At 67.7% G+C, this 12214-nt stretch carries 14 protein-coding genes; 10 read left to right on the top strand and 4 right to left on the bottom strand.

Annotation, left to right across the window (positions count from 1 at the left end; all coding sequences use genetic code 11):
• Positions 1-192: 192 nt before the first annotated feature.
• From ACQKJZ_RS07175 to ACQKJZ_RS07165, 3 genes are read right to left on the bottom strand one after another with little or no spacing between them, the layout of a single operon-like run.
• The gene (locus ACQKJZ_RS07175) at positions 193-573 is read right to left on the bottom strand and encodes a YdbL family protein (protein ID WP_427730532.1); all 381 of its coding nucleotides are present in this window, start codon (positions 571-573) and stop codon (positions 193-195) included.
• Entirely contained in the window at positions 573-734 is a 162-nt protein-coding gene (locus ACQKJZ_RS07170) for a YnbE family lipoprotein (RefSeq protein WP_427730531.1), read from the bottom strand. The genes ACQKJZ_RS07175 and ACQKJZ_RS07170 overlap by 1 nt, the downstream gene beginning before the upstream one ends.
• A 56-nt stretch (positions 735-790) precedes the next feature.
• Positions 791-3961, bottom strand: coding sequence for a YdbH domain-containing protein (locus tag ACQKJZ_RS07165; protein ID WP_427730530.1), 3171 nt, complete (start codon positions 3959-3961; stop codon positions 791-793).
• Between the two features lie 157 nt (positions 3962-4118).
• Here ACQKJZ_RS07165 and radC point away from each other — a divergent pair, with 157 nt between their 5' ends.
• From radC to ACQKJZ_RS07125, 8 genes are all read left to right on the top strand, one after another.
• On the top strand, positions 4119-4808 hold the full coding sequence (radC, locus tag ACQKJZ_RS07160; protein WP_427730529.1) for a RadC family protein: 690 nt from the start codon (positions 4119-4121) through the stop codon (positions 4806-4808).
• A 232-nt stretch (positions 4809-5040) separates the two neighbouring features.
• Positions 5041-5616, top strand: coding sequence for an aminoacyl-tRNA hydrolase (gene pth / locus ACQKJZ_RS07155; RefSeq protein ID WP_427730528.1), 576 nt, complete (start codon positions 5041-5043; stop codon positions 5614-5616).
• The gene (locus ACQKJZ_RS07150) at positions 5613-6215 is read left to right on the top strand and encodes a TIGR02466 family protein (protein ID WP_427730527.1); all 603 of its coding nucleotides are present in this window, start codon (positions 5613-5615) and stop codon (positions 6213-6215) included. The genes pth and ACQKJZ_RS07150 overlap by 4 nt, the downstream gene beginning before the upstream one ends.
• A gap of 163 nt (positions 6216-6378) precedes the next feature.
• The gene (locus ACQKJZ_RS07145) at positions 6379-6573 is read left to right on the top strand and encodes a hypothetical protein (RefSeq protein ID WP_312489686.1); all 195 of its coding nucleotides are present in this window, start codon (positions 6379-6381) and stop codon (positions 6571-6573) included.
• 227 nt (positions 6574-6800) lie between these two features.
• Positions 6801-7901 (top strand): redox-regulated ATPase YchF, encoded by a 1101-nt coding sequence (gene ychF / locus ACQKJZ_RS07140; RefSeq protein WP_427730526.1) that lies wholly within the window; start codon positions 6801-6803, stop codon positions 7899-7901.
• 81 nt (positions 7902-7982) lie between these two features.
• Complete coding sequence (locus tag ACQKJZ_RS07135; protein WP_427730525.1) at positions 7983-8375, top strand: BLUF domain-containing protein; 393 nt, start codon at positions 7983-7985, stop codon at positions 8373-8375.
• A gap of 112 nt (positions 8376-8487) precedes the next feature.
• A complete protein-coding gene (locus ACQKJZ_RS07130) occupies positions 8488-9807 on the top strand; it encodes an ectonucleotide pyrophosphatase/phosphodiesterase (RefSeq protein WP_427730524.1) in 1320 nt (439 codons plus the stop codon).
• 11 nt (positions 9808-9818) lie between these two features.
• Entirely contained in the window at positions 9819-10268 is a 450-nt protein-coding gene (locus ACQKJZ_RS07125; protein WP_427730523.1) for a MaoC family dehydratase, read from the top strand.
• A gap of 33 nt (positions 10269-10301) precedes the next feature.
• Here the strand turns inward: ACQKJZ_RS07125 and ACQKJZ_RS07120 are convergent, their stop codons facing one another.
• Positions 10302-10805 (bottom strand): hypothetical protein, encoded by a 504-nt coding sequence (locus ACQKJZ_RS07120; RefSeq protein ID WP_427730522.1) that lies wholly within the window; start codon positions 10803-10805, stop codon positions 10302-10304.
• A 320-nt stretch (positions 10806-11125) separates the two neighbouring features.
• Between ACQKJZ_RS07120 and petA the strand changes: the two genes are divergently transcribed.
• Complete coding sequence (gene petA / locus ACQKJZ_RS07115; protein ID WP_312489725.1) at positions 11126-11719, top strand: ubiquinol-cytochrome c reductase iron-sulfur subunit; 594 nt, start codon at positions 11126-11128, stop codon at positions 11717-11719.
• 14 nt (positions 11720-11733) lie between these two features.
• Positions 11734-12214: cytochrome b (locus ACQKJZ_RS07110; RefSeq protein ID WP_427730521.1), on the top strand; the 481-nt coding region annotated here is incomplete at its 3' end.

Genomic DNA, 12214 nt, shown 5'->3' with positions numbered 1-12214 from the left:
TGGGGGACGGAAGCCCCCTCCTCTTCTCCCCCCCCCCGCAGGCGGGAGGGGTCGGGGGAGGGCTGGCGCCGTCCGCGAAGGAAACGGCCACGGTTGGAAGGACAATGCGCGCTTCAAACCCGCCCGCCCTATCACTATCGAGGTCCCCTCCCCCAGCCCCTCCCGCCTGCGGGAGGGGAGAAGAAGGACCCTTTACACGCAGGCCGAGGCGCGCTCGGGCGGGGCGCCGGTGCGGGTCTTCCACGTGCCCTCCGGCGTCTTGTACTTCTCGCCCGACGCCGTCTGCGCGATCAGGTTGCAGCCGCTGGTGAAAGCCATCTGCTCGACGGTCGCGCCGCTGGCCTGTGCCTTTTGGGTATAGGCGGCTTTTCGCTGGATATTGATGTTGTTGACCAGCGCGCGCAGCTCGGGCGTGGCGCTGCCCACGATGCCCAGATAGCCGTCGGGCTGCTCGCCGACCTGGCCGGCCGCGCGCGCGGCGGCATAGGCCGGATCGCGCTGCGCCATCGCCATGCCTGACATGCCCACCAGCGCCATCGCACCCAGCGCCGCCATCATCATCTTCGTCGTCATCAAAATATCCCCGGATTCTGCTGGATCAGCGATTTGGCCTCGCCATCCAGGCGATATACCACTTCCTGCGTCACATTGATGTTCAGATTGATCTCGATCGGCTTGTCCGGCGCGGAGATGTTGACGCATCCTCCGCCGAGCAGGGTCAGCGCGACCGGCATCCATCGTGTCACCCCCAAGATCGGCATCCTGTCCTGCATTTTCAATCCTGTTACGGTCATGGCACGGTCTCGCTTGCCGAAGGCTGAATGGTGGGTTTGCCCGCCGGCGGCGGCGCGGCGCGCTTATTCCGTTCTTCGAGCAGCGCGGGCAGGTTGCGCTGGATCAGCCGGCGCGGATCGTAGAAGGACCGCGCCGAATCGAGCAGACCCCGGAAGGGCGCCTTGATCCGCACGTTGAACACGAAGGGCAGCCTTTGCAGCCGGCGGATGATGAAGTTGGACTTGGCACCCTTGCCCTGGCTGATCCCGGCGAAGCGGACATCCGTCACCATTTCCCCCGCCAGCGGTCCGTTCATGTCGATCCGCAAGCTGCGATAATTGAGCGACCGCAGCGCCCCGAACGCCAGATTGCCCCAGAAGCCCAGATCCTTCTGACTGATCTCACCCAGATAGGCGATGCTGCCGCCCCCCGGACGCACGACCAGCCGCCCGCCCTCGATCCGCCCGCCATTCTCGTCGAAGATCATCGGCAGCGTGCCGTCGAATATGCCGGTGGCGTTCAGATTCTCGAAGTCGAACTGCAGCAGGAACTGGTCCGCCGCCGCGCCATTGACGCGGAAGGTCATGCGCCGCTCGACCGGCTGCGAAAAGTCGAGCAGCGTCGGGTCGAGCGTCAGCGTCCCGCCGGCAAAGGGCCAGCGCCCGTCCTCGATGCGGATGCGCGTCCCCGACAGCGTCTGATAGCGGACGACGCCGTTGGTCACCTGGATGCCCGGATTGACGGTGGCGATCCGAACCTCCTGATGCGGCGCGCTTTCCAGGGCGAGCAGATCGGTGAAGCGGATCGTGCCGGCTATCCCGGTTACCGGGCCGAAGGCGGCGGCGAGATCGATACCGTCGGTCCCGAACTGCCCGGTCGATCGCACGCCCTGCGGATCCCATGCGATCCGGCCCCGCCCCCCGATGGTGCCTTGCACATCGGCGATAACGCCGAAGGTGACCGGGGTCAGCAATTCGGGCTGGAACCCCTTGGCGAAGGTGATGCCGGGAACCGTCAGGTCGGCCGTACCCGCTCCCCTGTCCAGCGCATGGTCGATGACCAGATCGGCGACCTTCACATTCTTCGTCGGCTCGAACAACGTGCCGGTGGCGTGAATCTGGCTGCCCGCCAGCGTCAGCATCACGTCGCGGGCCGCCATGGGCAGGAAGCGCGGCGCCTCCGCCCGGGAATCGCGCACCATCAGCGCGCCGTTCAGCGTCAGGACGCCCTGCGCCAGCCGCCAATCGCCATCCGCCTGATCGAGGAGCAGCGGGACTTGCCCCACCTGTCCGCCGGCGCCGGCGAAGCGGCCGGCCACGCCCTCGGCGGTCAGCTGGCCGGTCAGCGTCGCAGCATCGATTCGCGTCGGCGATTCGGGCCGCCCGATCCGGCTTTCGGCGTCGGTCAGCGCAAAGCTGCGATCCGCGAGCGCGAAGCGGGTCGCCGCCGCCGCCAGCGTCAAGGGGCTGCCCCCAATCCGCCCGGCCAGTCGGATCGGCCCCAGCCGCGCGCCGCCACCCAGTTGATTGCCATCGAGCCGCACCACCGCGCCGTCGAGCGGGCAGAGCCGCACCGCCACCCGGTCCAGCGTCAACCCCGACACGACCAGCTTCGCGACCGACAGCGGCTGGCAATCGGGATTGACCAACAGTCGCCGGGCGCCGTCCCACCGCGCGGTGACGGGCAGGACCAGGCCGTCGATCCGCCCGCCGCTGATCGGGCCGGACAGCGCGACCCGGCTGGTGATCCGCGTCTCGCCCCGCCCCCCGGCCTGGAAGACCAGCCGGTCGAGCGCCAGGCTGGCGCCATCGGCGTCATAGCGCGCCATCGTCGCGGTACCGCGCATCGGCGCGCGCGGCGCATCCTGACGCAACGTCGCGTGCAGCATCGGCAGGCCGCCGCCGCGCATCGCCAGTTCGGTATCGAAGCGGATACCGCGACCGTCACCGATCAGGCCGTCGCCGCCGTCGAACGCCACCCGTCCGCCGCTGGCCGAGGCCAACGCGAGGCGGGGTACGCGCACCACGAAACCCGGCCCATCCGCCCGCCGCTCGCTATCGATCGCCAGCGACAGGTCGGCGGCGAAACGCCGCCCCGCCGCTTGGGCGGCTTGGGCTATCCGGCGCACCACCGGGGCGACGGGTGTTCCCGCCACCGACCCGCTCGCCGCGTCGAGGCCGCGCAGCACCCCGTCCGCCACCTGCGCCCCGCCCAGTCGCACCCGCCCGTCGAAGCGCGTCACGCGACCGATCAGATATTGTCCGGTCACCGTCGCGCGTTCGGCGCGGCCTTGCGCCAACGCCACGTCGCGCGCGCCGAGGTTCAACCGCCCCTTGGTCGCGCCGGCATGACCGCTGAACGCGAACGTGCCACCGATCGTGCTGGCGACGACCGAGGGGTGGCGGATCGCACCGCTGCGCAACCGGGCGCTCCCTTGCCAATGATCGAGGCCGCTCGACAGCGTCACGTCGGCGCGCGCGCCGAGACGCGAGACCGCCACCTCGCCGCAGCGCAGCGCCTCCATCCGTAACGGCCCGGTCAGCGTCGGGCGGGCATCGACGATCCGCACCCGCATCGGCGCGGCCAGCCCGGTGACGGTGCAATCGCCCATGCGCAAACGCGGCGCGACCGCCCCCAGCCGACCCGAAAACCCGTCATTCAACCGGCCCCGCCCCGACAGGCTGAACCCCACCGGCCCATAAGGCGTCTCCAGCCGGATTCCGCCATCCTGGACGTCGACATCGAGCGCGGGCAGGACGAAGGGCGCCGTGGACCCCGGCGCCGGCGCCGGCATCAACCGGTCGAGCGCGCCCAGGCTGATCCGCCCATCGACCAGCCGTCCGCGCAACCGGACCCGCCCGGCGCGCACGCCGGTGACCTGTGGCCCCGACAGGGTCAGTCGCGTGCGGGTTTCCACCCAGTCGGCGACCAGATCGGGCCGGTCCGGGTCGCCGATCACCACATTGGTCAGCCTCTGCCGTCCCAACCCCAGATCGCTGATGGTATAGCGTGCCGGTACGCCGCGCCGGGCCAGTTCGCGGTTGACGACATCGCTCGCGAGCGGCTTGCGCGCCACCCACAGCCCGATCAGCGCGAGGAGCAGGATCAGCGCCAGCCCGATCAGGATCCGCTGCAATCGCCGGAAACGCCGCCGGGGGCTGACCGACATGCTGGCGGACGCGTTCACGGACGTTTCGACCTCCTCGTCCGCGCCGTTCACCCGCCACTACTCCCTTCGCATGGGCATGCGTCATAGCCGTCCCGAAGCGCGCGACGCAATCGCATGAAGCTCGGCGACAGTTCCCGCCGCCGGCTTTATGCTGGACGATGGGGGGCCACATGCCATGCGCGACGACGACCAGGACCAGGCGAACGACCATGCCGGACACCGCGCACGGCTGCGCGACCGATTGCTGGGCGGCGGCGGATTGCTCGACCATGAACTCATCGAATATCTGCTGACGACCGCGATTCCCCGGCGCGACACCAAGCCGATCGCCAAGGCCCTGTTGCGCGAGTTCCACGATATCGGCGGCGTGCTGACCGCCGATCCGGTCGCGCTCCAGCGGGTCGACGGCGTCGGCGAGACGGCCGCGGCGGCGCTCAAGATCGCACAGGCCTGCGCGCTACGGCTGGTGCAGGCAGAGGCGGCGAAGCGGCCGGTCCTGTCCAACTGGCAGGCTCTGCTCGATTATCTCCATGCCGATATGGCGCATCACGGGGTCGAGCGGTTCCGGGTGCTGCATCTCAACACGCGCAACATGCTGATCCGCGACGAGCTGATGGGCGAAGGCTCGATCGACCAGGCGCCGGTCTATATCCGCGAGGTGATCCGCCGCGCGCTGGCGCTGGGGTCGGCGGCGGTGATCCTGGTCCACAATCACCCCAGCGGCGACCCCTCGCCAAGCCGTGCCGACATCGACGTGACGCGGGCGATCGCGGAGGCGGGCAAGCGGCTGGGGATCGCGGTGCATGACCATTTGATTATCGGCACGTCGGGGCATGTGAGTTTGCGGGCGCAGGGATTGATTTGAGTCCCTTGGGCTTCGACTTCGGCGCGACGCGCCGAAGTTTATCCTGAGCGGCTGGCTTGCCAGCCAGTCGAAGGGCTCAGCCTGAACGGAGGTTAGGGTATCTGGCCAAACCACCCTCGCTCCGTTCAGCCTGGAGCGAAGTCGAAGGCCACGCCCCACCCCAACCCCGCATTGGAAACCCGAAGTCCCCGGTGCTAGGGCCCTGCCCAACCAAGCGAACGAGGAAATCCACATGCAGGTCTGGACCGGGCTGGGCAATCCGGGGGCGCAATATGCGATGCACCGCCACAATGTCGGCTTCATGGCGATGGACGCCATCGCCGAGGTGCATGACTTCGGCCCCGTGAAGAAGCAATTCCAGGGCTGGACCCAGGAGGGCCGGATCGGCGGGCAGAAGATCCTGCTGCTGAAACCCGCCACCTTCATGAACGAAAGCGGCCGCAGCGTCGGCGACGCGCTGCGCTTCTACAAGCTGGGCGTGGACGCGCTGACCGTGTTCCACGACGAACTCGACATCGCGCCCTTCCGCGTGAAGGTGAAGACCGGCGGCGGCACGGCGGGGCATAACGGGCTGCGCTCGATCGACCAGCATCTGGGGCCGGACTTCCGCCGCGTGCGGCTGGGGATCGGTCATCCGGGGCACAAGGACCGGGTGACCGGCTATGTGCTCGGCAATTACGCCAAGGCCGAGATCGAGCCGCTGTCCGACCTGCTCGGCGCGGTATCGGCGGAAGCGCACTGGCTGGCGGAGGGCGATGACGTGCGCTTCGTCAACGACATCGCGCTGCGGATGGGGGATGCGGCATGAGCGTGCGGCGCCTTTTCGCCTCGCTGCTCTATGAGGGCCGGCTGGATGATGCCGATCTGCTCGAGGAGATCGAGCAAAGCTGCTGGGCGCTGGCCGAGGACGACCGGGCCGGACGCCGCTGGTCGAAGGAGCATGGCTATCGCGGCTATACCAGCTATGCCTCGCTCAACGACCTGCCCGTCCGCGATCCGGTGTTCGCCGATCTGAAGAAGAAGCTCGACCGCCATGTCGCGCGCTTCGCCGAGGAATGCGCCTTCGATCTCGGCGGGCGCAAGCTGAAGCTCGACAGCCTGTGGGTTAATGTCCTCAAGCCCGGCGGGCATCATTCGGCACATATCCATCCCCATTCGGTCGTCTCGGGCACGCTCTATGTCGCGATGCCCAAGGGCTCCGGCGCGCTGAAGCTGGAGGACCCGCGCCTGCCGATGCTGATGGCCGCACCCCCGCGCCGCCCCGATGCGCCGGACGATCTGGCGACCTTCGCCACCGCCACGCCAGAGCCGGGTACGGTACTGCTCTGGGAAAGCTGGCTGCGGCATGAGGTCGTGCCCAACGGCGCCAAGGGCGAGCGGATCAGCGTCAGCTTCAACTATCGCTGATCTGACGCCTACCGGGTCGACGACCCGCACCGCACCCGCGACCGGATGAAAAGTTCCTTCATTTGGTCGCACCTGAAAGGCGTTTCGTCGACGCGATATCGTGCCGTTAACTTATCTTGGTTAAGGGCGATAGCGATCGCACCCCAGACCGGACGCTACCCCGATGCTCGAATTCGCTGTCTTCACCTTTGGCATGCTGGCGAGCTTCGTGCTGTCGGGCCTCGGCCGGAACAAGAAGGCGCAGCGCGCCAATCCGCCGATGCTGCACTATATGGGCCTGGTGATGATGGGCTTTTCGAGCGCGCTGGGTGTGCTGCTGCTCGGCTGGGCCGCCGCGATGATGGTCGGGATCGCCTGACGAGCGGGGACCGCCGGCCTCCCACCCTCCGTTCAGCCTGAGCGAAGTCGAAGGCCAAGGGCCGACCTTCGCCTCAGGGGGCCCTTTGCCAACCAATTCCCGTGGCCTTCGACTTCGCTCAGGCTGAACGGGCGTTTGGGCATAAGACGCCGCCACCCATCAGTTGAGAAATCCCCCCATCGCCGCTAGAGGGACGCTTTCTCCCTTTCCTGTAGGATAAGCGACGCATGGGTTTCCGCTGCGGCATCGTCGGCCTGCCGAATGTCGGCAAGTCCACCCTTTTCAACGCGCTGACCGAAACGGCGGCGGCGCAGGCCGCCAATTATCCGTTCTGCACGATCGAGCCCAATGTCGGCAACGTCGCGGTCCCCGATCCGCGTCTGTACCAGCTGGCCGAGATCGCCGGTTCGGCCAAGATCATCGAGACGCAGCTCGCCTTTGTCGACATTGCCGGCCTGGTGCGTGGCGCGTCCAAGGGCGAAGGGCTGGGCAACCAGTTCCTGGGCAATATCCGTGAGGTGGATGCGATCGTCCATGTCCTGCGCTGCTTCGAGGATGGCGACGTCACCCATGTCGAGGGCAAGGTCGATCCCATCGCCGACGCCGAGACGGTAGAGACCGAACTGATGCTCTCCGACCTGGAAAGCCTGGAAAAGCGCGTGCCCGCCTTCATCAAGAAGGGCCAGCAGGGCGACAAGGAGGCCAAGATCGCCGCCTCGGTGCTCGGCCAGACGCTCGAGCTGCTGCGTGAGGGCAAGCCCGCCCGGCTGACCAAGCCCAAGGACGAGGAGGAAGCGCGCGTCTTTGGCCAAGCGCAGCTGCTGACCGCCAAGCCGGTCCTCTATGTCTGCAATGTCGAGGAATCGAACGCGGCGAACGGCAATGCCCATTCGGCACGCGTGTTCGAGAAGGCCGCCGCCGAGGGCGCGCAGGCCGTCGTCGTGTCGGCGGCGATCGAGGCCGACATCGCGACCATGCCCGCGGAAGATCGCGGCGAGTTCCTGTCCGAGCTGGGCCTGTCGGAAACCGGCCTCGCCCGCGTCATCCGCGCCGGCTATGCGCTGCTCGACCTCCTGACCTTCTTCACCGTCGGGCCGAAGGAAGCGCGCGCCTGGACCGTACATCGCGGTGCCAAGGCGCCGAACGCGGCGGGTGAGATCCACAGCGATTTCGAACGCGGCTTCATCCGCGCCGAGACGATCGCCTTCGCCGACTATATCGCCTGCAAGGGCGAGGCGGGGGCTCGCGATGCGGGCAAGCTGCGCGCGGAAGGCAAGGAATATGTCGTCCAGGACGGCGATGTGATGCTGTTCCGCTTCAACGTGTGATCCACCGCCGGCCGGGCGTCGTCGCGACCGCCCGGCCGTTCGGCTCTTGCATGATGTCATTATCGCGATACATATCGTGACATGATTCAGGTTAATCCTTACCAGCGCTTGATTTATACCAGCCGGGCCGTCGATGGTGGCGATGGCGATCATCTGCAGGCGATCCTGACGGTGTCCCGCCGCAATAATGGCATGGACGGCGTGTCCGGGGTGCTCTGGGCGAAGGACGGCCGCTATACCCAATTGCTGGAAGGGCCCGCCGACAGCGTGGCGCAGGCGTTCGCGCGGATTCGCATCGATCCGCGCCACAGCGATATCGCCGTGCTGGACGATCGCATGGTCGATGCGCGTCAGTTCGGCGAATGGGCGATGGCCGGGCTGCCCGGTGACCGCCCCGATATGGCGAGCGAGCGGCTGCGCGCCCTGCTCCGCAATGCCGATGCCGAGATCCGGCGCTATTTCTCCGTGGATTGACGGCCCAACCTCTCGGTTCCGGGGCACCGCATGATCGCTATGCCATGAATCGGTCATCGCCCGGACGTAGGGATCGCGCTATCGCGTTCCCTGGAAAGGACGATTTCTCCCCGTGATCCATCGCTCGCTTGCCGCCATCGCCCCGATTCTGCTCGTCCCACTGATGAGCGGTTGCGCCGCCTATCCCTATACGCCACCGGCGCTGCCGCCGGTCACGGCTGCGGCGCCGTCGCCCGCGTCGGCGATGACCATGTCGACCGAGGCCAAGGCGCCCGTCACCATCCTCGTTTCGATCGACGGTTTCCGCGCCGATTATCTGACGCGTGGCCTGACCCCGTATCTGTCGCATCTGGCCGCCACGGGGGCGAGCGGCGTCATGCGCCCGTCCTTCCCCTCCAAGACCTTCCCCAATCACTGGACGTTGGTGACCGGCGTCGTGCCCGACCGGCACGGCATCGTCGCCAACAACTTCGTCGATCCCGCCCGGCCGGGTGAGCGGTTCACCATGGCCTCGGACCAGCCCTATTGGTGGAATGCCGCCGAGCCGCTGTGGGTCACCGCCGAGAAGGCCGGCATCCCGACCGCGACCATGTTCTGGCCCGGCTCCAATGTCGCATGGGGCGGTGTGAAACAGGCGGGCGATCACGGCGCGGTAGAGGGCGGCACCCGTCCGCGCGATTGGCAGCAGTTCAACGGCGCGGTCAGCGATCGCCAGCGTGTCGACGGCATCATTGACTGGCTGCGTCGCCCCGCCGCGACGCGGCCCCGCTTCCTGACGCTGTATTTCGATGAGGTCGACAGCGCCGGCCATAACGATGGCCCCGATTCGCCGCAGGTCGATGCCGCGCTCCGATCCGTCGATACGGCGATCGGGCAATTGCTCGCCGGGCTCGCCGCGCTGGATCAGCCCGCCAATCTGGTCGTCGTCGCCGATCACGGCATGGCGGCGACGTCCAGCGACCGGGTCGTCGCGCTCGACCAGCTGGTCGATCCGGCCGATTATCAGCTGATCGAGGACGGCCCCTTCGCCGCGATCCAGCCGGTTCCGGGGCATGAGGCCGCGCTGGAGCGGCGACTGCTGGGCCACCATGACCATGTCGATTGCTGGCGTCGGAACCAGATTCCCGCCCGCTTCCATTATGGCCGCAACCCGCGCGTTGCGCCCTATTTCTGCCTGGCGGACGCCGGCTGGTTGATCAAGGCGAAGCGCCCCGACACGCCCTTTGCGGGCGGCACCCATGGCTATGACAATGCCGATCCCAGCATGGCGGCACTGTTCATCGCCAACGGCCCCGCCTTTCGTGCGGGCGTACGGCTCGCGCCGTTCGACAATGTCGCCGTCGCGCCGCTGCTGCGCGATCTGATCGGCCTGCCGCCGGGGCGGGGACTGGACGGCAGCGACGCGCCATTCCGGCGCGCGCTCAAGCGATGAGGGAGACGGACATGATCTTTCTGGAGGATGTGACGGTCGGCGACCGGGCCCGCTTCGGGACGTGCCGGGTCGACCGCGACGAGGTGATCGCCTTCGCGTCGCGCTATGATCCGCAACCCTTCCACCTGTCGGACGAGGCGGCGGCCGCCACCCATTTCGGGCGGCTGTCGGCCAGCGGCTGGCATACCGCGTCGATGACCATGGCGATGATCGTCGCCTATTATCGCGACACGGGGTTTCAGAGCCTGGGGTCGCCCGGGGTCGACGAATTGCGATGGATGAAACCGGTCTTTCCGGGCGACGTGCTGCGCTGCGAGACCGAAGTGCTCGAAACCCGACGGTCGGCCAGCCGGCCCGAAATGGGCCTGATCGTCAGCCAGCTGACCGTGTTCAATCAGGACGATATCGCCGTCATGCGGTTCCGCCCGACGCTCTTGATCCGCACCCGGTCCAGCGCCTGATCAGCGGGGGCCGCGTCCGCCCCGGCCCCCGGCTCAGCGCCCGCCACCCGAGCGCCCACCACCCCAGCGGCCACCGCGCCCGACGCCCGGCGTTCCGCGATTGCCGCGCCAGCGATCGGCGCGCGGCGCGCCCGGAGTCGGCGTCACGACGCCGCGACCACGCCAGCCGGGCGCGGCGCCCGGCACCGGCCCGCGCCAGCCACCCCGGCCCCATCCGCGCCACTGATCCCGGATCGCGCCGCCGCGCCACGCATCCCGGCGGCCCTGCCAATAGGCGCGCTGCCCGTCGTTCCAGGCATAGGGGCGGCGGTAGCGGTCATAGACATAGACGCCGGTGCCCGGATAATAGAAATTGTCGTACCAGCCATAATAGGACGGCGCATAACCCAGCCCGCCACCATAATAGCCGGGCGCATAGCCGCCGCCATAGCCCGCGCCGACCGACACGCCGCTATAGCCATAGCCGTCGGTGCATCCACCCAGTGCCAGCAAACCGGCCGCGACCAACGCGCTCCACGTCTTGCCCAAGACCATCATGCCTCTCCATGCCCCTGTCGATGCGTGGCGGGTGCGGCAGGGGTCCGTCATCCGCGTCGATCAGCGGTCAACCCGCCGTGATGACGACGGTTCCTGCGCCCCGTTCGCTGCACCGGCGCTGAACCGGACCGTCCAAGCTTGATCCAAAGGGGATTGGCAAAGCCCGCCAAGCAAGGCTAACCTGACGTACCGTTCATCATGGGCGGGCCGTTCATCAAGGACGGGTTGTGACAGGGCGGCGCATGACCGGGGGCAATCCGGCACGACCGTCCGCAGGCGTACCGTTTGCGCACGCGATCGAAGGTGGAGGGACAGGACGAATGGCGATGACGGACAATACCGTACCCCCCGGCGAGTCGCCGGAGCCATTCCATGAAGAGGTCCATGATCCCCGCCGTCGCGACTTCATCAACATCGCGGCCGTGTCCTTCGCCGGTGTCGGCGCGGTGGCGATCGTCCTGCCGCTGATCAACCAGATGAACCCGTCCGCCGACGTGCTGGCGCAGGCGACGACCGAGATCGACCTGTCCAAGATCGCGCCCGGCCAGGCGATCAAGGCCAGCTTCCGCAAGCAGCCGCTGTTCGTGCGCAACCTGACGCCCAAGGAAATCGCCGAGGCCGATGCGGTGCCGCTGTCCGAGCTGCGCGATCCGCAGACGCTGGCCGAGCGCACCAAGCCGGGCAAGAAGAACTGGCTGATCACGCTGGGCGTGTGCACCCATCTGGGCTGCGTGCCGCTGGGCGCGGGCGAGGGCGAGAACAAGGGCCCCTATGGCGGCTATTTCTGCCCCTGCCACGGCTCGGCCTATGACACCGCCGCGCGCATCCGCAAGGGTCCGGCCCCGCTGAACCTGCTGGTGCCCGACTATAAATTCGACAGCGACACGACCGTCACGGTCGGCGCGGCCGCTTAAAGGGGACCTGGACCATGAGCTTTCCCTGGGCCAAGCATTATCAACCCAAACAGCCGGTCATGCGCTGGCTGGACGAGAAGCTGCCGCTGCCGCGCCTCGTCTACAACGCGGTGGGTGCCGGCTATCCGGTGCCGCGCAACCTCAACTATTTCTGGAATTTCGGCGTGCTGGCGGGTGCCGCGCTCGCCATCCAGATCATCACCGGCGTCGTGCTGGCGATGCACTATGCCGCCAATGCGGGCGTCGCCTTCGACTCGGTCGAAAGCATCATGCGCGACGTAAACGCCGGCTGGTTCCTGCGCTATGCCCACGCCAACGGGGCGTCGATGTTCTTCATCGTCGTCTACACCCATATCTTCCGCGGCCTGTATTACGGATCGTACAAGGCCCCGCGCGAGATGGTGTGGCTGCTCGGCGTGGTCATCTTCCTCCTGATGATGGCCACCGCCTTCATGGGCTATGTGCTCCCCTGGGGGCAGATGAGCTTCTGGGGCG

It is taken from the genome of Sphingomonas sp. NPDC019816 (assembly GCF_050274375.1).
Taxonomy (GTDB): Bacteria; Pseudomonadota; Alphaproteobacteria; order Sphingomonadales; family Sphingomonadaceae; genus Sphingomonas.
This window is presented reverse-complemented; position numbering and strand designations above follow the sequence as displayed.